Annotated in this window: 23 protein-coding genes and 1 tRNA gene; 19 read left to right on the top strand and 5 right to left on the bottom strand. The window is 49.2% G+C overall.

Annotation, left to right across the window (positions count from 1 at the left end; all coding sequences use genetic code 11):
* Window positions 1–36 precede the first annotated feature (36 nt).
* From aspA to JZ655_RS01680, 5 genes are all read left to right on the top strand, one after another.
* Window positions 37–1,473, top strand: coding sequence for an aspartate ammonia-lyase (gene aspA / locus JZ655_RS01700; protein WP_040077541.1), 1,437 nt, complete (start codon window positions 37–39; stop codon window positions 1,471–1,473).
* Window positions 1,474–1,587: 114 nt separating this feature from the next.
* Entirely contained in the window at window positions 1,588–2,889 is a 1,302-nt protein-coding gene (locus JZ655_RS01695) for an anaerobic C4-dicarboxylate transporter (RefSeq protein WP_207292846.1), read from the top strand.
* Window positions 2,890–3,002: 113 nt separating this feature from the next.
* Window positions 3,003–3,326 carry a divalent cation tolerance protein CutA gene (gene cutA / locus JZ655_RS01690; protein ID WP_207292845.1) on the top strand — a complete coding sequence of 108 codons (324 nt, stop codon included), beginning with the start codon at window positions 3,003–3,005 and terminating at the stop codon, window positions 3,324–3,326.
* The gene (locus JZ655_RS01685; protein WP_207292844.1) at window positions 3,302–5,008 is read left to right on the top strand and encodes a protein-disulfide reductase DsbD; all 1,707 of its coding nucleotides are present in this window, start codon (window positions 3,302–3,304) and stop codon (window positions 5,006–5,008) included. The genes cutA and JZ655_RS01685 overlap by 25 nt, the downstream gene beginning before the upstream one ends.
* Window positions 5,009–5,054: 46 nt before the next feature.
* The gene (locus JZ655_RS01680) at window positions 5,055–5,630 is read left to right on the top strand and encodes a transcriptional regulator (RefSeq protein WP_040077545.1); all 576 of its coding nucleotides are present in this window, start codon (window positions 5,055–5,057) and stop codon (window positions 5,628–5,630) included.
* Here the strand turns inward: JZ655_RS01680 and JZ655_RS01675 are convergent.
* Both JZ655_RS01675 and JZ655_RS01670 read right to left on the bottom strand, forming a co-directional pair.
* The gene (locus tag JZ655_RS01675) at window positions 5,627–6,217 is read right to left on the bottom strand and encodes a LysE family translocator (protein ID WP_207292843.1); all 591 of its coding nucleotides are present in this window, start codon (window positions 6,215–6,217) and stop codon (window positions 5,627–5,629) included. The two genes, JZ655_RS01680 and JZ655_RS01675, sit on opposite strands and share 4 nt — an antisense overlap.
* Before the next feature lie 35 nt (window positions 6,218–6,252).
* Window positions 6,253–7,098, bottom strand: a complete 846-nt coding sequence (locus tag JZ655_RS01670) for an AraC family transcriptional regulator (protein ID WP_040077547.1) — start codon at window positions 7,096–7,098, stop codon at window positions 6,253–6,255.
* Window positions 7,099–7,267: 169 nt separating this feature from the next.
* On the opposite strand from JZ655_RS01670, the gene JZ655_RS01665 reads away from it, so the two are divergent.
* Window positions 7,268–7,343, top strand: a tRNA-Phe gene (locus JZ655_RS01665).
* 802 nt (window positions 7,344–8,145) lie between these two features.
* Here JZ655_RS01665 and JZ655_RS01660 read toward each other — a convergent pair.
* Complete coding sequence (locus tag JZ655_RS01660; RefSeq protein ID WP_207292842.1) at window positions 8,146–9,675, bottom strand: SNIPE associated domain-containing protein; 1,530 nt, start codon at window positions 9,673–9,675, stop codon at window positions 8,146–8,148.
* 376 nt (window positions 9,676–10,051) lie between these two features.
* Between JZ655_RS01660 and JZ655_RS01655 the strand changes: the two genes are divergently transcribed.
* On the top strand, window positions 10,052–11,239 hold the full coding sequence (locus tag JZ655_RS01655; protein WP_207292841.1) for a tyrosine-type recombinase/integrase: 1,188 nt from the start codon (window positions 10,052–10,054) through the stop codon (window positions 11,237–11,239).
* Window positions 11,240–11,281: 42 nt separating this feature from the next.
* On the opposite strand, the gene JZ655_RS01650 is transcribed toward JZ655_RS01655, so the two are convergent.
* Together JZ655_RS01650 and JZ655_RS01645 are read right to left on the bottom strand one after the other, a co-directional pair.
* On the bottom strand, window positions 11,282–13,207 hold the full coding sequence (locus JZ655_RS01650; RefSeq protein ID WP_207292840.1) for a DUF927 domain-containing protein: 1,926 nt from the start codon (window positions 13,205–13,207) through the stop codon (window positions 11,282–11,284).
* Window positions 13,208–13,279: 72 nt separating this feature from the next.
* The gene (locus tag JZ655_RS01645) at window positions 13,280–14,551 is read right to left on the bottom strand and encodes a site-specific integrase (protein WP_207292839.1); all 1,272 of its coding nucleotides are present in this window, start codon (window positions 14,549–14,551) and stop codon (window positions 13,280–13,282) included.
* A 444-nt stretch (window positions 14,552–14,995) separates the two neighbouring features.
* On the opposite strand from JZ655_RS01645, the gene JZ655_RS01640 reads away from it, so the two are divergent.
* The 12 genes from JZ655_RS01640 (at window position 14,996) to JZ655_RS01585 (ending at window position 24,401) form a co-directional block, all read left to right on the top strand.
* On the top strand, window positions 14,996–15,349 hold the full coding sequence (locus JZ655_RS01640; protein WP_207292838.1) for a hypothetical protein: 354 nt from the start codon (window positions 14,996–14,998) through the stop codon (window positions 15,347–15,349).
* Window positions 15,342–15,773 (top strand): hypothetical protein, encoded by a 432-nt coding sequence (locus JZ655_RS01635; RefSeq protein WP_017382949.1) that lies wholly within the window; start codon window positions 15,342–15,344, stop codon window positions 15,771–15,773. The genes JZ655_RS01640 and JZ655_RS01635 overlap by 8 nt, the downstream gene beginning before the upstream one ends.
* A 47-nt stretch (window positions 15,774–15,820) precedes the next feature.
* The gene (locus JZ655_RS01630; RefSeq protein WP_026080582.1) at window positions 15,821–16,249 is read left to right on the top strand and encodes a DUF2787 family protein; all 429 of its coding nucleotides are present in this window, start codon (window positions 15,821–15,823) and stop codon (window positions 16,247–16,249) included.
* A gap of 58 nt (window positions 16,250–16,307) precedes the next feature.
* Window positions 16,308–16,772: a lecithin retinol acyltransferase family protein gene (locus JZ655_RS01625; protein WP_057060184.1), complete on the top strand. Its 465-nt coding sequence runs from the start codon at window positions 16,308–16,310 to the stop codon at window positions 16,770–16,772.
* A complete protein-coding gene (locus JZ655_RS01620) occupies window positions 16,751–16,990 on the top strand; it encodes a DeoR family transcriptional regulator (RefSeq protein ID WP_042080396.1) in 240 nt (79 codons plus the stop codon). Before JZ655_RS01625 ends, JZ655_RS01620 begins: the two co-directional genes overlap by 22 nt.
* A gap of 77 nt (window positions 16,991–17,067) precedes the next feature.
* Window positions 17,068–17,451 carry a hypothetical protein gene (locus JZ655_RS01615; RefSeq protein WP_155025207.1) on the top strand — a complete coding sequence of 128 codons (384 nt, stop codon included), beginning with the start codon at window positions 17,068–17,070 and terminating at the stop codon, window positions 17,449–17,451.
* Between the two features lie 143 nt (window positions 17,452–17,594).
* Window positions 17,595–18,344, top strand: a complete 750-nt coding sequence (locus JZ655_RS01610) for a YaaW family protein (protein ID WP_000257250.1) — start codon at window positions 17,595–17,597, stop codon at window positions 18,342–18,344.
* 102 nt (window positions 18,345–18,446) lie between these two features.
* Window positions 18,447–19,160, top strand: coding sequence for a helix-turn-helix transcriptional regulator (locus JZ655_RS01605; protein WP_032165642.1), 714 nt, complete (start codon window positions 18,447–18,449; stop codon window positions 19,158–19,160).
* 58 nt (window positions 19,161–19,218) lie between these two features.
* Window positions 19,219–19,530, top strand: coding sequence for a hypothetical protein (locus JZ655_RS01600; protein WP_207292837.1), 312 nt, complete (start codon window positions 19,219–19,221; stop codon window positions 19,528–19,530).
* A gap of 70 nt (window positions 19,531–19,600) precedes the next feature.
* Entirely contained in the window at window positions 19,601–21,469 is a 1,869-nt protein-coding gene (locus JZ655_RS01595) for a DUF262 domain-containing protein (protein ID WP_242637292.1), read from the top strand.
* Window positions 21,470–21,672: 203 nt separating this feature from the next.
* Window positions 21,673–23,229, top strand: coding sequence for a type I restriction-modification system subunit M (locus tag JZ655_RS01590; RefSeq protein WP_207292836.1), 1,557 nt, complete (start codon window positions 21,673–21,675; stop codon window positions 23,227–23,229).
* A complete protein-coding gene (locus JZ655_RS01585) occupies window positions 23,226–24,401 on the top strand; it encodes a restriction endonuclease subunit S (RefSeq protein ID WP_207292835.1) in 1,176 nt (391 codons plus the stop codon). Before JZ655_RS01590 ends, JZ655_RS01585 begins: the two co-directional genes overlap by 4 nt.
* The last annotated feature ends 35 nt before the right edge of the window (window positions 24,402–24,436 follow it).

Raw genomic sequence — 24,436 nt, 5'->3', positions numbered from 1 at the left:
AGTGCAATCAATCGGCAGCTTGAAAAGAAGGTTCACATGTTAAACAACATTCGTATCGAAGAAGATTTGTTGGGTACCAGGGAAGTTCCAGCGGATGCCTATTACGGTATTCATACTCTGAGAGCGATTGAAAACTTCTACATCAGCAACAGCAAAATCAGTGATATCCCTGAGTTTGTACGCGGCATGGTAATGGTGAAGAAAGCGGCAGCGCTGGCAAATAAAGAGCTGCAAACCATTCCTAAAAGCGTTGCAAACGCGATCATCGCCGCCTGCGATGAGGTGCTGAACAACGGCAAGTGCATGGACCAATTCCCGGTGGACGTCTACCAGGGCGGCGCGGGCACTTCCGTTAATATGAATACTAACGAGGTACTGGCCAACATCGGCCTGGAGCTGATGGGTCACCAGAAAGGTGAGTACCAGTACCTGAATCCGAACGACCACGTTAACAAATGCCAGTCCACCAACGATGCCTACCCTACCGGCTTCCGTATTGCGGTCTACGCCTCTGTGGTGAAACTGGTGGATGCCATTAATCAACTGGGCGAAGGTTTCCAGAACAAAGCGGTCGAGTTCCAGGACATTCTGAAAATGGGTCGCACCCAGCTGCAAGACGCGGTGCCAATGACCCTCGGCCAGGAATTCCACGCATTTAACGTGCTGCTGAACGAAGAGACCAAAAACCTGATGCGCACTTCCGAGCTGCTGCTGGAAGTGAACCTGGGCGCCACCGCTATCGGTACACGCCTGAATACGCCGGATGGCTACCAGCAGCTGGCGGTACAGAAGCTGGCAGAAGTCTCCAACCTTGCGGTCAGCCCGGCAGAAGATCTGATTGAAGCTACCTCCGACTGCGGCGCCTACGTCATGGTGCATAGCGCCCTGAAGCGTCTGGCCGTTAAGCTGTCTAAAATTTGTAATGACCTGCGCCTGCTCTCTTCCGGCCCGCGTGCTGGCCTGAATGAGATCAACCTGCCAGAGTTGCAGGCTGGCTCCTCTATCATGCCGGCTAAAGTGAACCCGGTGGTGCCAGAGGTGGTTAACCAGGTCTGCTTCAAAGTGATCGGTAATGACATCACCGTTACCATGGCCTCTGAAGCAGGTCAGTTGCAGCTGAACGTAATGGAGCCGGTCATCGGCCAGGCGATGTTTGAGTCCATTCATATTCTGACCAACGCCTGTTATAACCTGCTGGAAAAATGCATTAACGGCATTACCGCCAACAAAGCGGTATGTGAAAGCTACGTCTATAACTCCATCGGCATCGTGACCTACCTCAACCCGTTCATTGGCCACCATAACGGCGATATCGTCGGTAAGATTTGTGCTGAAACAGGTAAGAGCGTGCGAGAGGTCGTACTTGAGCGTGGCTTGCTGACAGAAGCCGAACTGGATGATATCTTCTCGGCGCAAAACTTAATGCACCCGGCCTACAAAGCGAAAAGATATACTGATGAAAGTGAACAATAACAGTTCAGGTTAAAATTCATGAAGGCACGTCAATTGACGTGCCTTTTTTCTTTTTGGGGTTTACCAAACCACAACAATTCAATATCAACTTGTTAATAAACAAGGAAGGCACCTATGTTTGGAGCAGAACTCGTCATCGTGCTGTTGGCGATATACCTTGGCGCAAGGCTTGGAGGGATCGGTATCGGTTTCGCCGGTGGGCTCGGCGTCCTTGTTCTTACCCTCATTTTTCAAATCAAACCCGGCGCAATTCCCTTTGACGTCATTGAAATCATCATGGCCGTTATCGCCGCCATTGCTGCCATGCAGGTGGCCGGTGGGATGGACTACCTGGTAAGCCTCGCCGAGCGTATGCTGCGCCGCCATCCAAAATACATTACCTTCCTGGCACCGCTGGTCACCTGGTTTATGACCATTCTCGCCGGCACGGGCCATACCGCTTTTTCCACCCTGCCCGTTATTACCGAAGTGGCAAAAGAGCAAGGGATTCGTCCGTCTCGCCCGCTCTCCATTGCTGTGGTGGCGTCTCAGATTGCGATCACCGCATCACCCATCTCCGCTGCGGTGGTCTTCTTCGCGGGTATCCTTGAACCAATGGGCGTCAGCTATCTCACCCTGCTGGCGATCTGTATTCCGGTGACGCTGATCGCCGTGATGATCACCGCCGTCCTCTGTAACTTCCTCGGCGCCGAACTGAAAGACGATCCGGTTTACCAGGAGCGCCTGGCGAAGGGGGAAGTCAAACTGCGCGGGAGCCAGGTTTTCGAACTGAAGCCGCACGCAAAACGTTCCGTACTGCTGTTCCTGATCGGGATCGTGGCGGTGATGTTCTACGCTACTGCCATCAGCGATACCGTAGGTCTGATTGAGAATCCGGTACTGCCACGTAACGAAGCGATTGTGGTCTTTATGCTGACCATCGCCACGCTTATCAGCATTACCTGTAAAATCGATACCAGCGAAGTGCTCAATGCCAGCACCTTCAAATCAGGGATGAGCGCCTGCGTATGCGTACTGGGCGTGGCCTGGCTGGGTGACACCTTTGTCAAAGCCCACATCAGTGATATCCAGACCGTAGCGGGCGATCTGTTACATAGCTATCCATGGCTGCTGGCGGTCGTTCTGTTCTTCGCCGCCACCCTGCTTTACTCCCAGGCGGCAACCACCAAAGCCCTGATGCCCGCGGCGCTGATGCTGGGCGTTACTCCGCTGACCGCTATCGCCTCTTTCGCCGCCGTGTCTGCGCTGTTCGTCCTCCCGACCTATCCCACCCTGCTGGCGGCGGTAGAGATGGATGACACAGGCTCTACACGTATCGGTAAATATGTATTTAACCATGCCTTCCTCATCCCGGGTGTGGTGGCGATTTCCCTCTGCGTCATCCTCGGTTTCATCTTCGGCGGCATGCTGTTGTAAAAGGCTTTTCGCTGTAAAAATCATTAAAGTCGGGCCGCTTAGCGGCCCGATTCATCAATTCTTCACTGCCCGGCATGCTATAGTGGTTTTTTTCGCGATAACGAGGTCGACCTGTGAACATGTCTGACGCTGTTGTTGTTCTCTGCACCGCACCCGATGAAGCCACTGCCCAGGATCTGGCCGCTAAAGTCCTGGCTGAAAAGCTTGCCGCCTGCGTGACTATTCTGCCTGGCGCCACCTCGCTCTATTACTGGGAGGGCAAGCTGGAGCATGAGTACGAAGTGCAGATGCTGCTGAAATCCCGAGTCTCACTCCAGCAGGCGCTCCTCGATTGTCTTAAGTCTCACCACCCTTACCAGACCCCGGAGTTACTGGTGTTGCCAGTCTCCCACGGTGATAACGATTATCTATCATGGCTCAACGCTTCCTTACGCTGATCCTGCTGCTGTGCAGCACCTCAGTTTTTGCCGGGTTGTTTGATGCACCCGGCCGTTCAAACTTCGTTCCTGCCGACCAGGCGTTCGTTTTTGATTTTCAGCAAAACCAACATGAACTGAACCTGAACTGGAGTGTGAAGCCGGGGTTTTACCTCTATCGCAAACAGATCAGCATCACCCCTGCTCAGGCCACTATCGGTGCGCCAACGCTGCCCGCAGGGGAGTGGCATGAAGATGAATTTTACGGTAAAAGTGAGATCTACCGGCAACAGCTCACCGTACCGGTGACCATTAACCAGGCCGGGAAAGGGGCGACCCTCACCGTCACCTACCAGGGCTGTGCCGATGCCGGTTTGTGTTATCCACCCGAAACCAAAGTGGTGCCGCTGAGTGAGGTGCAAGCTGCCGCCTTAGCGCCTTCTGCGCCTTCCGCACCTGCCACAAATGGGCCTGACCCCGCGCCGAAAAGCGAGCTGCCCTTCTCCGCGCTGTGGGCGCTGCTGATCGGCATTGGCATCGCCTTTACGCCCTGCGTATTGCCGATGTACCCGCTTATTTCGGGCATTGTCCTTGGCGGTAAAACGCGTCTCTCCACGGGCCGGGCATTACTGCTGGCATTTATCTACGTGCAGGGGATGGCCCTGACGTATACCGCCCTTGGTCTGGTCGTGGCTGCAGCGGGATTGCAGTTCCAGGCTGCGCTTCAGCATCCGTACGTTCTGATCGGCCTCTCGGTGCTCTTTACTTTGCTGGCGCTGTCGATGTTTGGTCTCTTCAGCCTGCAATTGCCTTCATCGCTACAAACCCGCTTAACGTTAATGAGCAATCGCCAGCAGGGCGGCTCTGCGGGAGGCGTTTTTGCCATGGGCGCTATCGCCGGGCTCATCTGCTCCCCCTGCACGACCGCCCCGCTGAGCGCGATTCTGCTCTATATCGCCCAGAGCGGTAATTTGTGGCTCGGTGGCGGCACGCTCTATCTCTACGCGCTGGGTATGGGATTGCCGCTGATCCTGGTGACCCTGTTCGGCAACCGACTATTACCTAAAAACGGTCCCTGGATGACGCAGGTGAAAACCGCGTTCGGGTTTGTGATCCTGGCGCTGCCGGTTTTCCTGCTGGAGCGCGTTGTCGGCGACGCCTGGGGATTACGTCTCTGGTCGATGCTCGGCGTCGCCTTCTTCTTGTGGGCCTTTATTACCAGTTTGTCAGCAAAACAAGCATGGATGCGCGTAGTGCAAATCCTCCTTCTGGCCGCCGCGCTGGTAAGCGTACGTCCTCTGCAGGATTGGGCATTTGGCGTCAACGTGACGCAATCTCAGGCCCACCTTAACTTCACGCCAGTACGCAATGTAGATGAGCTGCAACGCGCGCTGGCACAGGCCAACGGCAAACCGGTCATGCTCGATCTCTATGCAGACTGGTGCGTGGCTTGCAAAGAGTTCGAAAAATACACCTTTAGCGATCCGCAGGTGCAACATGCGCTAAAAGAGACGGTTCTGCTTCAGGCAAACGTGACGGCCAATAACGCAGAAGATAAGGCCCTGCTGAAGAGATTAAACGTGCTTGGCCTGCCGACGATTCTGTTCTTTAACGGAGAGGGCGAGGAGCAGGCGGCCCAGAGAGTGACCGGATTTATGGATGCCACGGCTTTCAGCGCACATTTGCGCGATCGACAACCGTAAACGACACTGTAGACGGGACGTTCGACGGTATGCAGAGGAGATAATCATGCAACGCGAAGATGTTTTGGGAGAAACCCTGCAATTACTTGAGATCCAGGGAATAGCCAGCACGACGCTGGAGATGGTCGCCGAACGGGTGGATTATCCGCTGGATGAGCTGATGCGCTTCTGGCCTGATAAAGAGGCGTTGCTATACGATGCGCTGCGCTATCTTAGCCAGCAGGTCGATACCTGGCGCACGCAATTGCGGCTCAACGACGAGCTCAGCGCCGAGCAAAAATTGCTGGCGCGCTATAACGCGCTCGCTGAGTGCGTGCGTAATCACCGCTATCCCGGCTGTCTGTTTATTGCCGCCTGTACCTTCTTCCCGGATCCAGACCACCCTATCCATCAGTTGGCCGATCAGCAAAAGCGCGCTTCCCATGATTTTACTCATGAGCTGCTTACCACCCTGGAAGTGGACGATCCGGCGATGGTCGCAAAGCAGATGGATTTGGTGCTGGAGGGGTGCCTGAGCCGTATGATGGTCAACCGTAGCCAGGCCGATGTCGATACCGCACAACGCCTGGCAGAGGATATCCTGCACTTTGCTCAGTGCCGCAAAGGCGGGGCGCTCACTTAAGCCAGTATTCCCGCCCAGGCTGAAATAAACAGGCACAATGCCATCAGCTGCTGAAAGCGCACCATCGCAACGGTGGTGCGAAAGAGACGGGTCACCGCCTTTCCCAGCCATGCCCAGCACATCAGGCAGGCGATAGAAATCAGTAAAAACCAGAAGGCCATGAGCGCCACATCGTGCAACCCATTCCGCCCGGCCGGGGCAAAAAGCGTGACCACCGCCAGCGCCATCATCCAGGTTTTGGGATTCACCACCTGCAGCAGCGCAGCCGCTCGCGGGGTAAACCGCACAGGCGAGCGTCCGGAAATATCAGTCGCCGGCGCGCGAAACAACTGCCAGCTCATCCAGCTTAGCCAGAGCACCCCGGCCCAGCTCATCAGCTGTCGTATCAGCGGAGACTGGCGCAGGATCTCCCCGGCTCCGGCACCGGAGATCAGGACAATCGCGCTGGCCGCAGCGCAGGCGCTCACCAGCGCAGGAAGCGTGGATTTAACGCCATGTTGCTGGCTATGTGTAAACACTAGAATATTGGTCGGCCCGGGGGTAATCGAGGCGACGAAAGCAAATAGCAGAAATGGCATTAAATTCACAGGTGGCTCCTTATTATAGAGCTCTGACTGTGCCGCTATTTTTTAGAAAGATCTGGAAGGTTTGTGCACAAACGCCGGTAGTGGGCAGGCGTGATGCGATAGGCTCGCTGGAACCAGCGTCCCAGATGACTTTGATCGGAAAAGCCCAGCGCCGCGGCTACATCAACCGGCTGCTCGCCCTGTGCCAGACGCTGACGCGCTTTCGCCAGACGCAGCTGGATAAGCCAGGCGTGTGGGGCCAGGTGGAACTCGCGTTTAAAGCTGCGCGTCAAAGTAAAACGGTCAGTGCCTGTTTCACGTGCCAGATCGGTTAAACCGATATTTTCGCCCATATGCGCGAAGAGATAATCTCTCGCCCGGTGAGCGATAGCGGCACTTTGTATCTGGGAAGGGACTTTTTTACGCCAGTGGCAGTGGGCGGTGATTTGCGCCAGCAGGGTATCCATGCTGCTCTGCTGCACGATTTTCATCTCATCGTTATGCAGGCTCGAGAACGTTTCACCGATGGCGAGCGCCAGATGTGGCTCGCGCGTCAGCGTCTGCGGAAAGTGCAGCGAATAGCTGCCAGGCGTAGATTCATACAACCCCTGCAGGGTGTTAGTCAGCCATCGTTCATCCAGATAAAAGGTCAGGTAGGTAAAGCCGCCTTCTACGGGCGCATCGCCGTCGTGGATCTCCCCCGGCTCCAGCAGAAACGCATCGCCCGGACGGCTATGATAACGCTCGCGACGGCAGTGAAACTGCTGCGTGCCGGAGAGAGTAATCCCCACCAGATAACTGTCGTGCCAGTGCGGATCGAAGGCGTGCCCTTCAAAGTGCGCCTTAATCGTTTCGATACCCGTTTCTGCATGCTGACGTAGCTCAAGCCAGTCTTTCGCCATACTTCCCCCTCTTTCACCGCCAGCATTGCCTGGCCTTGCGCGCCTGTCTGGAAGATTTGTGCAAATGCGACGCGCAAACCGCCAGATTGCCGTAATCTTAAGCAGTTGAACAGCTTTTCCCGAAATAGGGTTGACGGCGTTACGCGATTGCGGTTTAATGCGCCCCGTTGCCCGGATAGCTCAGTCGGTAGAGCAGGGGATTGAAAATCCCCGTGTCCTTGGTTCGATTCCGAGTCCGGGCACCAATATTCATAAGGCCTCGCTGCAAAGCGGGGCTTTTTCCTTTTCTGGCTACGGTAGATTTCTGGTCGTTGCAACACGTTATTTGTTTGCTGGATTTCTCGCCATTTTCGCAGATGTTCGTTACTTTTAGACACCTCAACACCCTCTGATGTGCCTCTTCCTTACCCCACTGCTACGGTCTTTCTACGGTCCTCTACGGTTCCTTTCTCTAAGATTATTCATAATGAAGCAGAGAATACGGGGGAAATGGGGGATTCCATGATTTACTTTATTTAACAACAAATTACCTGTCCCTCCCCCCGGGGGAAGACCGGGGAGACTCCTCTTCAGGTAAGGGGGAAAAGCTCAGCGTCATCAACTCCCCTTGTCAGTCGGGTGTTTCCACCATCTACTCCACCTGTAATATTCCTGTTTTTCCCCTTATGATTCTTCGCATCAGCAAAATCCCCCGCTTTCCACGTCATAGTAGGCTGATTTACCAGTAGAAGGATAATTGAGTTAAACATATTGGACTGCTAAATTTGAGTGTCCACTCTGAGCGATGAGCCGACATTGACCTTAGCTCATACTTGAACCGTTCTCTGGATATTCTATATAAGCGAATGGTTTGGTTAAACTGGATGCTTATATTCAAAAGAAGAAATAACGTGAGCGCGATGCAGCTGCTGGCTCGATGAGACTTGAAATCATCAGATTTAATCAGAGTTATTATATAAATGCTATATATAACCGCATAAACTAAATTACCTAGACAAACTCGCCGAAACGGGTTTGCCTAGCCTTTAATATGAATTTAAAAATCCTTTAAGCCATTTCCGGGAACAATTCTCCAACCTTATCCTCTACTGTATCTGCAATTGATTTTGCTTTGTCTTTTTCATTCAAAATAGAGAGCGTACTACGATATTCAGGAGCAAGTGCATACTCTGTAAATGACGCATCAAAACCAAGTGATTTAACCTTACTCTCAATATCTGATAGTTTAATCTTAAAGAATTCCTTTCGATTGTTAACCATATTTATTCGGTGCGAAGAAAATTCATTATGCAAGCTAGTTTCAAGTGCTGGAGCATCATCAGAGTAAATCAAAGCATGGATATCAAATTTAAATGGCACTGATGCAGAACCCAGTTCATTAACACGCTCTTCAGGTTCAAGTCGTCTTGTTAAACCAATTTTATAGACATTCTCTCCAAACGCTCCAATATTAGAAATTACATAGACATGGCCGCTTCGGGTTAACTGAGCCTGAGATTTAGCGCGTTCAGACAAGGCCCTTGCCTCTTCAACCTGAAGTTCGAGATCAGCAATTTTGGCTTCGATACGGGATTTTTCTTCAGCATTTGCCTTTTCAAGCTCTTTTCTTGCTCTTTCCATTGCCTTCTGGAAGTCTTTCTCTGCCTTTTGCTCATCGCGAATAGCTTTCTCATATTCACGCTGTGCTTTCTCTTCCTCTCGTTGCAACTCACGTTCTTCTCTAAGAATATCTTTCTCATCCTGAATTTTAAGTTCTTTTTCGTGGCAAAGCAGTAATTCTTCCAGCCGCAAATTCAGATAATCATAAGTGATACTTATATTCATTGATTGTCCAAATTTATTGAGTGCATCAAAAGCGCTTTCAATACGTTTTTTTAGTTGTTCAACATTTCCTGCCTTGATTTTTCCTATTGCGGCGTCACACTCGCTATTGAATGCTCTGACTAGCAATTTCACATAACGCTTGATCATTTTTTTACCTTCCGACTTACTACCATTCACCTCCCAGCTGGTATTAAAGTCACAAGCAGCATCTTGTCGAATTAGACTTTTCTGCCTTTCTTTATTGTAACTAATGGCTTCCTGGAAAGCTTTGGAATCATGATAGTCGAAACGCGGTTTATACATACCATAATCAATCATATCAACAGAATCACTAACTTCTGCTAATTTTGCAGAGAGATCCAACAGGAGCTGGCGTTTCTCATTATACGATTTTTTTAAGTCGGTTAGCTCTTGCTCCTGAGACACAATGAGCTCTCTCGCTATTTTTTCACGCCTCTGTATATCTGCATATTTATCTTTAACCTCTTTATCTATCGCCTGGCGTTTTTCATTCACTTCACTATCTATTTCAGTACGCTTGTCTTTCACTTCTTTATCAATAGCATTGCGGCTGGACTTTTCTTCATCATCCATAGCCTTTTTCATTTTTCGTGCTTCTTCTTCAAGATCAACAATCTTGCTATAACGTAAAAGATCGATTGTATGTTTTTTCTTCAATAAAATATGCATCGTAATCATAATCACGAATAAAACAACAAGAATACCTACCGCTATCGCTAGTCCCAAGACCATTTAAAAAATCCTTTCCCATTATAAAAGTAAGGAAATAGTACCAAATGTTGCCATGACTATCATGGTGTCATGTTCATGTATTCTATCCTGAAAACACTAAGTACAACGAATAGGCAATGCTACTGGTCCTTATGGCATGTAATTGTACCCGGCTGAAACACATATTATTTCTGTGAACTCTTCCCTAACGGCAATCTTTCCCCTTAAGACCAGAATCAGACCGTAAAACCTGCTCTTTCTGCATTTCTCGTCTTCATTCATCTCATGTGGCACCTGTATTCCCTTTGCCACACCAGAAAATCAACTCAGCCATTAACAGCGCCGTGCCGGGGATGGGTCAACCCTGACGTTCTTTACACCAGTCACAGGAGCTAATATGTCCAGTCCGAAACGTTTCCGTTTTACCAGTCAGCTCATTAAATCCCTTCCCCCAAACTCATCAGACTCACGCAGTACCGATGCCGAATACAGCGATACCGAGATTTCGGGTCTGAAGTGTCTGGTCAGCAAAGGTGAAGGACGTAAAAAATTCTTGCTCCGCTACCTCTATCATGGACGAAAACGCGCCATCGCCATTGGCCACTGGCCTGAGGTCGATGTCACCTTAGCACGCAAGATTGCCATAGAGCATAAACGCTCGCTTGCCACCGGGACTGACCCTAAGCAGGAACGTGAAAACAAGAGACAAGAGATGACATTTGATGAACTCTTTAACCAGCATTATCTGGTTTGGGCAAAATCCGCGAAACGTAGTTGGGGCAAGGATGTTCAGCGCTACCGGGATCATATCCGCCCCGCCATTGGTCAGATGCTGCTGAGCGATATCACACCCAGCGCCGTTCTTCGGCTTCAGCAAACGCTAAGTATGTCACTGTCAGCAGCCACCTGTAACCGTGTCATCGTACTCATTAAAGCGGTGTTTACCTGGGCCGGGAGACAAAGCCTTACCTCTGTTCATCCGGCAAGGGTGGTACAGCTTCTCAGGGAAAACAACACCCGGCAACGCTATTTCACCGAGGACGAAATTCGTCGTATTTTCCTCTCCGCCGATAAAGATATCAGCCCCGTCGCTGCCCGCTATGTCAAACTGTTGCTGCTCACCGGGCTTCGGCGCGATGAACTACGTCTGGCAAAGTGGGAACACCTTGACCCGGTAAAACGCACCTTATGGCTACCCCAAACCAAGAATGGCTATGGGCGGATTGTTCATCTTAACTCACTGGCACTGGACGTTATCAGAACACTGCCAACGCAGCGGGGAAATCCATGGTTGTTTATCGGCAAAAAGCAGGGAATGCCGCTGAATAATCCGGTTAAAGCCTTTCAACGGATCGTTCGTCGGGCGGGCATTTTTGACAAAAAGGTGTGTATTCATACCTGTCGCCATTCGGTTGCCGCACTGATCGTTTCCTACGGTGGAACACTGTATGACGTTCAGTCTCAGCTGGGGCATCGCAGCAGTCAGTCATCACAACGGTATGCGCATCTTCATCCTCAGCGCTTACAGAACACCAGCCAGCTACTGGCGGAAAGGATAACAGCTCAGCTACCGTCCTTGCGATAACAGAGAAGCAGAGGCAAATGCCCCTGCTTTTTTTGCATACCATCAGAACTCGGCTGAAATATTACAGTGGAGAAACGATCGTTTTATCTGGTAGAAAACGCCTTCAACATCACTGTTCTGAACACGTTTTTTGTAATGCCCTTTACTTTCCGGCTCAAGATAATTTTTGGCAGAAAGGAGCTTAGCTACCTCTGCGGATTTACGGTTATGTCGCCTGCACCAGTCGTCAAATACAGGCGCAAAAATCATCAAATCCTGAGTTTTAGGATGTGTATACCCCCAGTGATTGCTGGGTATATAGGCCTCTTTATCCTGTAGCGGTACAAAATGCGCGGCCTGTCGTTTGATAAGTTCCAGTTGAATGGCGCTTAATGCTTCTTTAACCGGGTTGTACTGGTTCAGTCCATCATCCAGCCAGCGGCGAACCGCGCTCATCACCGAATCGTTAATCATTTGCGGTTCAAATGGCAGGATGCCCCACTCCGCAGCCATACCGCCAGCAACAAGGCAAATAGCAAAGCGTTTTAACGCCCGGTGCTGAATATCGGAAAGAACATATCCGTCTGACTGCAGATCCTCCGCGAGCATCTTGCAACATTCTTCCGTCGTCTCCTTTATCTGTTCGGATAATTCACTGTATGACATCAAGCTACCATCATCATTCTGCTGCGACAAAAAGCAGGCAATGAAGGCTTTCCCCGCCGTACCATACTGTTCCGCCAGTTCAGCTTTGAGGATATCAGCGCGGCGACGTACCTCTCCGACGGGTTCACCTTCTTTTGCAGCGTCTTCCGGCAGAATATTCAGGCTGATAGCCCGATGTTCCTGCCCTCCCTGAAGCTGTTCATTGCGGGAAGCCAGCTTTTCCGGTATAGACATTTCGCCGGAGGACAGAATGAACGTCTTCCACAATACGGGTTTTCTTCCTGTGAGCGACTTATCCAGGCGATTTTTTGAGCGACCCGAGGTCATGTTATACAACAATGATGAGAATTTTCGATCATTGTAAGCGCCCATTTCATCAATACAGGCAACTAACCCAGAAAACTCACTGAGGTTGATTTCCAGTGCATTATCTGTTGTATTCCATCGCAGAATAGCGACGTCCGGATGACTACCGGGCTCACCGCCATGGGCATGTACAGACATTCCCACCTGAAGAACTACCGTTTTCCCCGTTGTCGAACCACCATAAAAATGAAACAACGCCACATCCATCCCGGCCATCCCAAGTAGCATTGATGCAAACGAGCTGCTGAGCGCAAACAACTGGGGCCATCCGTAAACATTCTCTTCAATAAGCGTTTTCCATTCTGCTAACGACCCTGACATGCGAATGCCTGAAAAAACCGATTTATGAGTAACAAGGTAATCAAAACCGGAGATCCCCCTGGCAACCGGCATATCACCATGCAAAAAGGCAGCTTCTCCTTCGACCATACCCATAGACTCTGCCACCAGATACATTGGCAGCGCCATCTTCATGCACGCATGAATGAATTTCTCAAAGTAAGCCCGGGCATGGACAGATGTCGTTACACCAAAGCCTCTGGACGCCAGAGCGGCAATGACCTGTTCCGGGTTTCTTGCAAGCTCATCCAGCGATACTGACGCCACGACATTTTCCCCGATGTAATTAATGGTCATCAGGTCAACACTCATGTTGTGCTGTTTGTTTTTAGAGCAGCATCTGGCGCAGGGGATGATGGGTGTAGAACTGATATGTACAACCTTTTTCCCTCTGGCGAAAAAGCTACCCGAGCTACCGTTATAGTAGCCCGCAGGAAGTCCAGCAGTACTTCCGCTCTGTGACGGCTCATCTTCATCCAGTTCAATTTCTATTGCTTTGTCCAGGATTTCTACCGCACGCGCCTCATTCAGCGACTTTTTCGCAAGGAACTGACTAAGTGACAGATCGATATCAGTCTCAATACCATCTGCCAGTTTGGTTAATTTATCGCCACTCATGACTGTTTCCTTAAATACAATATGAACAGCAGGCGTAAGCCAGAACGCATCAGCCTGCTGCGATGGTTCTGTTTACGAATTAACAACGCCCATTGCCTGATTGACGACAGCGTGATATCGCTCCGGACTGGAATGAACATAGATCTCAGTGACTTTAATCGTACTGTGGCCCAGCAGCTCCTTGACCATGTGGATATCCGCGCCACTTTCGACAAGGATTGTCGCAAAAGAATGGCGCAACTCATGGATGGTATAGGACGGGATACCCGCTGTTTCACAAAGTGTTTTTTGTAGGCGACGGGGTTCTGCAACCGGATTATCCGTGTTTTGTCCAGGGAAAACCCAACCGCTATCCCCCAGGAACTGACGCGCTTCGGTCAGCAGCACAAAGGCTTTATCACACACCGGAACATGACGCTGCCTGCCGTTCTTGGTCTGTCTGAGCGTAATGACCTTACGTGACCATTCCACATCCTCCAGACGAAGGTGACGAGTTTCCCCCAGTCGAAGCCCGGTTAAGCCCAGAAACATCAGCAGCATGACCGCTGCACTATCGGGTTCCTTGTGGTGTTTTTGCTCGCAGGCCTTAAACCAGCGCTGAAATTCCTCATGGCTCATCGCCCTGCGACGGGACGTGGTTTCCGGCAGCATCCGGATAAACTCAGTGGGTAACGTCGTCACCAGCTTCATTCTGCGACCATAACCAAAAATGGCTTTCAGCAGAGCCAGATGACGATTACGTGTGGCTGGTTTCAGATTGCTCAGGCCATTGAGATAACGCCCGATAACGCCCTCATCGATATCATGAATCTTAAAATGCCCAAGAAGGGGAAGCAGATAGTTACGGATTTTTGAACGATCGGTATCGGCAGAACGCTTTCCACCAGCGTCCAGAACATCATGTTCGAAGCGATCCAGCAGACCACTGAACAGCAAATTATGCGAAACGAACAGGTTAGCACCACGTAGCTGGTACTCTGCCCGCATATCTGCAATTAGTTTTTGTGCTGCTGACCGCGCCTGCGTGATGGTAAGTGCCGGATAATCACCCAGACGGCGATATACGTTACTCCCGCCACAACTGAAACGGGCGGCAAACATGACCTTGCCTCGTTTACTGACCAGCGCCTTAAAACCCGTAGTTCTGCTGTCGCTCAGTTCACGACTTTTGCCCTTCTGAATGCATTCAGCCTGAACGCTCTGAATAAGGGACTGGCTTATAGGTTGTGTTGTACAGGACACAGCGTCCTCCATGTATGCGGGAACGGTTAAACGCTGTGCATACGCAAGGGTGCTGCAAATCAAGAGAAGGGTTGTAAATACTACTTTGACAATGTGTTGCATAGCCCGAATCCACGCGAAAAATTAAACAAAAGGATCAGAGATCCCGTTGAATTTCGTGTGTTAATCCACTGGATTCACCAGCAGATACCATTGGCGCCATAAGACGCTTGTGGTCCCGTAATTTCTTACAGGTTCGAGCAGGGCACTGATAAAACGCCCCGAAACAACACATCACTGTGAAGGCTCAGAACAGCGAAAGATGGCAGGATATAACCTGCATACATCATTGACCGCTGTACCAGTCAACGACTCACCTGATGGTTCATCGGGGTAGCCGCGCTGGACTCCTTAATGCTTACTGGCCATGAACAGACCTGCACTGAAGGCGGGATAAATGTAACTGGAAAAAATCCACGATGTCAAAACCTTTTTCCATACTTCGCCGTAACACGCCACAAAACAGGCACATATTATCCATTTGAAATCAATCAAATGGAGATAATCATGTTCAAACTCACTACCCCCACCAGTCTTCCCCTTCTCAACCTGCCCGCCTCCGCGCTGGAAGCCCTCAGCAATGAAATCCTCGGCCCCGTCGATGATATCGACCTGTTTACCGATTTCTGGAACGAAACGGGAACCCTGCTCTGGCATCTCAACCACGATGACACCCTCCCCGAAGACCCGCTGCTGGCAGTGGCACTGGCTAACCCGGAATACGTCACCGCACTTGATGATGGCTGGTATCTGCTTCTCGGTATCGTCTGTGATAACGGACAGGGTATCTATCTGGTATTCCCAGAAACGACCATTATCACTCAACTCCAGAACCTGATTGAGGCGCTGAACCATGAGTAAGAAAAAAATCGCTACCGAAGCCGCCGTCATCGAAAGCTATACCGTGTTCTACAGCGGGGAAGCAGAGAAAATCAGCCCCCATAGCAAGGGACTGCTGACGTATGAGCTGGGTAAAGAGGGTGAAACCGGAAGCCTTGCCCTGCGCTTAACCGCCAATGGCGAAGGAGGCCTGTTCTCCCGTGAATGGGTAGCGCTTGATGCGATTCACGCCATTCTGGAACAGCAGCAGGACAGCTTTCCGTCCCGTGTATTTCGCCCACTGTTTGGTCAAGGCAGCACCAATAACGCAGGTTTTCTTGCTGCCGTGCTCAGAAGTCCGGATATCTGCCTTATCGAAGCGGACAGCAGCAGACTCTTTATGCACCGCTGCTATGCCGACTGGCAGCACCGTCTGACGCAGCTTGCCGCAATCAGCCAGGACTAATCCCCCGCTTTTTCTGTGTTCCATACCCCTTAAAAAGGAAATTCACTATGTCATCACCCGCTATATTGCAGGGCGGCTATGTGCTGCCGCTCTCCCGGTCGTTCACCCAACTGCTTCTGGGTATCGTTGCGCAAAAACCGCCTCATCGTCACCCCATCACCGGATTAACCATTAACTTCCGTGACCCTGAATACTCACCGGAAAAGGGCGGCTGGCATCCGGTCGAAATACGCCTCATCCCTGCCGGAGAAGACTGGCAGCTCGATTACGTCACCGATTTTCACTATGCAGGGCATCCATGGCCTGAGCTTGAAAAAGATGTCGATGTGAGCTGGACGCAACAATACACGTGGCTTTCCCGTTGTGGCGATATCTCTCATGTCGACGCCCGTGAGTTCTGGTCGCTATGGGAAAGTAACTTTATGGCTTACCACGATATGGGGGTTTTCACGGTCCGTACGTTGTGGGAAAGCTGAGTATTCACCCGGTTTCCCACGCATCCCCCCTCTCCCCCGTAGTAAGGAACTGAATGTTATGTACCGGCTTCTGCTGCTGAACTTCGTGGATTCATTTATCGATAACTGCATTCTGTCCTGCGTCGATGAACCGGCTTACGGTGGTATCGTGCAGTGCGAACTGCTTTTTGGCCTTGCCGCACACAGCGGTATCTATGTGGGTAATGGCGACATTGTTCATCTTGACGGCGACGGCATTGTTATCCGAAGTAATGCTCGTGAGTTTCTTGACCGGCTCGATGGCTGGAACTCCGCTATCTCTGTGTATACCGACTGTATGGATTTGACACCACGGGGTTGTGCGCGGGCCGCTGAACGGGCAAAGGCGGCAGTGGGTCAGCGCTATCCTTATAGCCTGCTCGACTTTAACTGCCACCGGTTTACTGCCCGCTGCGTTACCGGCGATTCGTGCCCTGATATCTGGCTTGCCAGACATCTCGATTCTTTTCAGAAAGGGGACCGATGGCGCGTATGGCAACGATGAAAGCCAGCCGTTGCAGGCAACGTGTCACCGGACAGGGAGAACGGCTTATCCGGCTGACCATGGTGCTGTTTTACGGTCAGACAATATCTGTTCGCTACATCATCCGGCAGTTTGACGTCTCTCCCCGCACAGCAAGACGGGACCTCGCTCAACTGGCCTTTGTGCTGGAATCCGCTGGCCCTCACCGCTGGCGACTGGCTCCCTCGCTGAAACCCTGACTTTTTTCTCTGCCGGACATCTCCTGACCACCCCGTATGGCAGGCTGTCTCCGCTTTTCAATCCATAAGGGAACATGATGAAAACTTTAAAACTGTTAACCGCCGCAATTCTGCTTTCCGCCTTCAGCCACAGCGCGTTCGCCGACGAGCAGGCTGACGCTCAGATGATTACCAATTCGACCTTCTGCGCGATGTACTCCACCCGCCTGACCCAGACCAGCGACAGCGGCCTTCAGTTAAAAGGCGTCAATCTCAATGCCCGCATCAACGGACCGGTATTCAACAGGGTACTTCAGGTGATGAACAAGACCTATGGCAGAACCTGGCTCGAATCAAATGCCCGTAACGGCAGCATGACCGCCATGCAACTTTCGCAGTCGGAGCTGCTCTATAACCCGGAATATGCCCGGCAGTGCGATGCTTTTGCGGATAAAGTGGAAAAGGAATGGCGCGGAAAGTAATCCCGACGCGTTATACCTCCATCCGGTGAACAGAAACCTGCTTTCGGGCAGGTTTTTTTTTACTTTTTCTTGATCAGCCGGACACATCCTGTCCGGGGGGAGTAATTAAACTGTCAGGTCCAATATCTGCAATGAGGTGAAATATGGCTACCTACCGACACGACCCCGACCTTGAGTTTCTGCGCCACTGCCATCGTGACGATCTGGATTTACTGGTTTCTGTGCTTATCTGCGATCCGAAAGACGGACTGGCACGCATCACGGAAACGCTGACTTACGATCCTCAGTATAAAAAACACAAGCCCAACCACCCGCGCTACTGGGATGCCATTGCCGCCGAGGTTCAGACGTTTGGGGCGAACAGCTTTGCCACGCTGCTCCGCTGGGGTAAAGGGGTGCTGTACCGGGAAATTCTTACCGATGCCTGCGATAAAATGAAGGTGAACTACAACAACAAATCCAGTGTTGAAACCATTGAAATGAATCTGCTGATGAAGATCCTGGAGAAAAGCCTTGAGAAGATGACGCCCGATCAGCTAAAGACCGTGGCGGAAGAATTGCAGACAGGCTACAGCAACCCCACGCCGGAGTTGCTGACCATGGCAATCCAGGCGGGGATAAAAACATCCGGGTTTGCGGCCTACCAGATGGCACTTGTTGTCACAAATGGTGTGGCGAAAGCCCTGTTAGGCAGAGGGCTGACCGTTGCAGGAAATGCCATGCTGACGCGTACCATGGGCGCTTTTGCCGGTCCCGTGGGCTGGGTGCTCAGTTCTCTCTGGCTGCTGATTGATTTAGCCGGTCCCGCATACCGGGTGACGCTACCATCCTGCATTTTTATTGCCTACATGCGCCAGAAGCATCTTTATTCACCTGAGAATACTGACGTTTAGCACTTACATTTAAGGTATTCAGACTTTAAAAAACTTCAGAGGGCGGACAAATCCTGTCCGCTACTGCTGGCATCATTTCCCGGCTAAATTCGGAAATGATGTATGACGCTGATAACACAAGAAAACGAACATGACAGACTGGCAACCCGCCTTTCCATCATCCTGAGCCGTTTGTTTCAGGGTGAAAAGCTGCATATCGGGACGCTGGCAGAAGAATTTGGAGTGACGACGCGAACGCTGCGACGGGATTTCAACGTCCGTCTGACCTACCTTGATATTGAACAGAGCAACGGCGTGTATCAGCTTGCCTCACATTACTTTCGTCGCCGCACGGAACGGGATATGAAGATACTGGCGAGGTTGCTGCATCTTGACCGTCTGTTACCCGCGATGGATGCCAAACTACTGAGCCTGATGCTTGACGGGGAACGTCCCTCGCCATACAGGATTATGCTACCGGAGCCGCGCCAGAAACCCACCCTTTTCGGTGATTTCAGCAGACTGACGCTCGCCATACTTAACCAGACCCAGGTGCGTATCAGAACCGACGAAAACGTCAGCCATACCGTTCATCCCTACCGTCTGCTTTGCAGCCATGCGGAGTGGTTTCTTGCCGGATGTACGTCATCGGGCGTGTTCGTTATTTCCCTGTCCCGAATCAGGCTGGTTGAGGTATTACCGGATACAACGTTTGAGATCGATAACACACTCATTTCGCTGATTGAACAGTCTGACTTTATGGAAGCCTTACCCCACATGAACATTATTCATCAGATAATGCATTACGGGAGTAAACAGACGAATAATCGTAATTAAAATCACAACATATTATTAGTGATGATTAAATCACATTAACATGATAAGTGAGAAAGTTATGATTATCGATAAAGAATACGCACTTGTAGATGCAACAGCAAGACTTAACACTGACCTGAGGGATTATGAATATGAAATAAACAACGCCGCCATCATAACATTTGGCAATGACCTCATTGAGGTAATCGTATATCAGTTCAGCTTTGTCATCAGCATCAGGGCAGAGGGTGAAAAAATAAAGCACGGCCTACTTGTTAACTTCGGTAAAAATATAGCAAGACAGGTTTCATCACTTTGTACATCCGCAATGCGAGTCTACCCGAATGAAAAACACAAACCGAGCCGTCAGCTTTTCCATTGCATAAATTAGTTTGTACAAAGACTGTACTACCGACACGCAATAAATTAAAATAGGCCAGCTAATATAACATATGAGGTTTATGATGGCTGGCCAGTATGAAAAAGCAATAACGATAAAACAAGCGATAGATTCAATTAATTTACGCCACTATCTTCTGCCTGCAATTCAGAGGAAGTTCGTCTGGAGCAGCAGTCAAATATGTTTGCTGTTTGATTCCATCATGCGAGACTACCCGATAAACTCTTTCATGATGTGGGATATCCGTAGTGCCAGTATTAAAAACGATTACAAATTCTATGAATTCCTGAAAGAATACTGTCAGCGATTTAATGAAGAAAACCCCTGCGTAGCAACAAATGCTGGATTTCATGATTTCAAGGCGGTGATTGATGGTCAGCAGCGTCTCACATCATTATATATTGGATTGTGTGGAACGTATGCGTATAAACAGCCCCGGATGTGGTGGCCTTCGGCACAGGATGATCGCATCCTGCCACCCAGAAAGCTTTACGTCGATTTAACAGCGCCACTTAAGTCAGACGACGAACTCATGATGAAGTACAACTTCAGGTTCCTCACCGAGAAGCAATACGCTGATTCACTTACAGACAACAAACATCACTGGTTCTGCCTGCACGAAATATTCAAATACGAGCAACATGATTCTCCGGATGATATTTTATTTAACGTTGTCGAACCAGAACTCGAAAAAAGAGGACTCATTTCCAGTGAATTTTCCAGAAAAACATTACTGAGACTTTATACCAAGATAAGAACTGAAAATCTTATCCACTACTTCAATGAAAGCAGTCAGGACATTGATCATGTGCTGGATGTTTTCATCCGCACGAACAGCGGGGGGACAAAACTTGAGTTCTCCGACTTACTGATGTCAATAGCGGTAGCGCACTGGCAGGGGGATTTCAGAAGAGAACTGGATGAACTGACAAAAAATATTTATCAGAACAACGAGATGGGGTTTTATATTGAAAGAGACTGGTTCTTAAAAACCAGCCTGATGCTTATTGACTCTGACGTCCGGTTCAAAGTAAAAAACTTCACTTCAGAGGAGGTCGGTAAGATACAACAGCAATGGTCTGAAATAAAATCCTGTATCAAGGAGTCTTTTATTCTTATCAGGCGATTCGGCATCAATCCACAGTCTTTGATATCTAAAAATGCAGTCATTCCTGTGGTCTACTGGCTTTACAAAAAGCAAAACAGTGGACATCCATTATATACAACGATTAATCTCCTGAATAAAAACCACAATGAACGCTCAGTAATTAGCCAGTGGTTTTACATGGTACTTCTGAAAGGGATCTTTGGAAGCCAGGCCGATGCGCTACTCACGAGTATCAGAGATGTAATGAAGAATAGTCTTTCAGATATTCATTTTCCTCTTGAGAAGATTATTGACAGATATAAAGGCTCGAATAAAGACCTTAGATTTGACGACGAATACATCGAAAGCCTTCTCAATATCAGATATGGCGAAGGTCGTTGCCGCGCACTATTGCATCTTCTGTTCCCTGAAATGAATCCGACCGAGGTGTTTCATATTGATCACCTTCACCCAAGAAATCATTTTTCAAAGAAATATCTTGAAAAATTAGATTATGTTGCGAATACACCAGAAAACCTCAGCTTTTATGAAAATCCGGAGCACTGGGACACCATACCTAATCTTCATTTACTGAATCACTCTCAGAATATAAGTAAACAGGATACATCCCTGAAACAATGGCTATCTCATTCATCAAACAACTATACGCCATCAATGTTGTTAGTTTCAGATGAAAATATTGAGTTCAGTCGCTTCCCGGAATTCTACAATGAGCGAAGAAACGCCCTGAAGCAAAGACTGCTGAATCGGGTATTTCTTACAACAAAAATAGATTCATCACCATCCACAATGGATACGGATGAAGAAATTCTCACCGACTGAACGTTCAGCCCCGATAGTATTGGGGCTTCAGTATTTATCATCAGCGCAACGTTTCTACTGGCCTGACTGAAAGAGCGTTGGCTACACAACCGGGCAAACGAACTCTCAGTGCAACGCATGACATACAAAGCCTGTCATCCATATGAAATTGCGATAAAATCGGGCCAATAACAGTACTTAAGAATCATACAACAGGATACAAGATGACAAGCCTTCAGCAGCGTGCAGAGCTACACCGTCAAATCTGGGCCATTGCCAATGATGTCAGGGGCTCAGTAGATGGATGGGATTTTAAACAGTATGTACTCGGTGCACTTTTCTACCGCTTCATCAGTGAGAATTTTTCCAGCTACATGGAAGCAGGGGATGAGAGCATACATTATGCAGCACTTGATGACAGCATCATTACCGATGACATCAAAGACGATGCCATCAGGACTAAAGGCTATTTCATCTACCCGAGCCAGCTGTTCTGCAACGTTGCCGCTAAAGCGAACACCAACGACAGGCTGAATGCTGATTTAAACAGTATCTTCGTCGCTATTGAAAGCTCTGCCTACGGCTATCCGTCCGAGGCTGACATCAAAGGCCTGTTCGCCGATTTCGATACGACCAGCAATCGACTGGGTAACACAGTTAAAGACAAAAACAGCCGTCTTGCCGCCGTTCTGAAAGGCGTTGAAGGGCTAAAGCTCGGGGATTTTAATGAGCACCAGATTGACCTTTTCGGTGATGCCTACGAGTTCCTGATTTCTAACTATGCGGCAAATGCCGGTAAGTCTGGAGGGGAGTTCTTCACACCTCAGCACGTCTCCAAGCTGATTGCTCAGCTTGCGATGCACGGTCAGACTCACGTCAACAAAATCTATGACCCTGCCGCTGGCTCTGGTTCACTGCTGCTTCAGGCGAAGAAGCACTTTGATAACCATATCATTGAAGAAGGTTTTTATGGTCAGGAGATAAATCATACAACCTTTAACCTGGCGCGTATGAACATGTTCCTGCACAACATCAACTACGACAAATTTGATATCAGACTGGGGAATACCCTGACTGAGCCTCACTTTGGCGATGAAAAACCGTTCGATGCGATTGTCTCTAACCCTCCGTACTCGGTTAAGTGGATTGGCAGTGACGACCCGACCCTGATTAACGATGAGCGCTTTGCTCCAGCTGGTGTACTGGCCCCGAAATCAAAAGCGGACTTTGCATTTGTCCTACATGCGCTGAACTACCTGTCTGCTAAAGGGCGTGCAGCAATAGTTTGCTTCCCCGGTATTTTTTACCGTGGCGGTGCAGAGCAGAAAATCCGACAGTACCTGGTCGACAACAACTATGTTGAAACGGTGATTTCTCTGGCACCTAACCTGTTCTTCGGCACTACCATTGCCGTTAACATTCTGGTGATGTCAAAGCACAAAACAGATACCCGCGTTCAGTTTATTGACGCCAGCGGGTTGTTTAAGAAAGAAACCAATAACAATATCCTGACTGATGGCCATATCAAACAGATTATGCAGGTCTTTGCCAGCAAAGCGGATACTGACCATCTTGCGAAAACTGTCCCTCATGAAACAGTTGCTGCCAATGGCTATAACCTTTCAGTCAGTAGCTACGTAGAAGCCCTGGATACCCGCGAAATTGTAGATATCACAGAACTTAATGCCGAACTGAAAATCACCGTCGGTAAAATCGATCGGTTACGCAAGGACATCGACTCAATTGTGGCTGAGATTGAAGGTGACGAGGTGCAGAAATGAGTGAGCTAAGTTATCTTGAAAAACTAATGTATGGGGTTGAAGTTGAGTGGAAAACTTTAGGCAGTGTCTGCAAAATTGAAACAGGAAAACTAAATGCAAATGCAGCTGTTGACGATGGTGAATTCATGTTTTTCACGACAGCCAAAGAGACAAGCCGAATAGATAAATACCGCTGGAATACAGAGGCATTATTAATAGCAGGAAATGCGAATGTTGGCGATATAAAACATTACATTGGTAAGTTCGAAGCATATCAACGCACTTATGTACTAACAAACTTTGCAGATAATGTGAATGTGCGTTTTTTATATTTCGTCCTCAGCCAAAGCTTTAAGAAATACCTAGAAGAAAAAACTAATAGCGCAGCTATGACATACATCGTGCTCTCAACATTGGAAAATTTTCAAATTCCAATTCCTTGCCCAGACGACCCTGAAAAGTCTCTCACAATACAGTCTGAAATTGTCAGAATTTTGGATAAATTTACGGACCTCATCACTGAACTTACTAATGAGCTAACTGCACGGAAAAAACAGTTCTACTACTATCGCGACCGAATGCTGAGTTTTGCAGAAGAAGAGGTAGAATTTAAAGCGCTGGGTGATATTTGTACATTGATTTCTGCTGGAGGAGATGTCCCTGAAAATTGTGTTAAAGGCCAAACACGACCAACAAATGAACACCCTTATCCAGTTTACGCAAACGCCACGGATGAAAAGGCGTTATATGGTTACACTGATTCGTACAAAATCGACAGTGATGCGGTGACAATTTCAGCGCGAGGGGCAAAGGTTGGATATCATACAGTCAGGGAGGCAAAGTTCACCCCTATTATTCGCTTGATAGCATTAGTCGCCAATAAGCATTTAGTTAGAACACGATATCTTAATTATGTTTTAGATATGACGCCTATTGGGGGCACCGATGGTGGAATCCCACAAATTACAGTTCCTATGATTAAGAAAATTATCGTCCCGGTTCCTTTCGCAAGCGATATTAATAGATCACTTGCCGAGCAGGATCGTATTATTGAGATTCTAGATAGATTTGAAGTCTTGACCCGTTCGGTCACCGGAGGCCTTCCCCGTGAAATAGAGTTGCGGCGGAAACAGTACGAATACTATCGTAATTTGCTGCTCAATTTTCCAAAGCCAGACGCCACCAGTAACTGACAGACTATTGATACCAGCAGAGTTTGTTTTCACCC

It is taken from the genome of Leclercia pneumoniae, from assembly GCF_017348915.1.
In the GTDB taxonomy this organism is placed as follows: Bacteria; Pseudomonadota; Gammaproteobacteria; order Enterobacterales; family Enterobacteriaceae; genus Enterobacter; species Enterobacter pneumoniae.
Note: the sequence above shows the minus strand (reverse complement) of the source record. Positions and strands in the feature narration are given on the sequence as shown.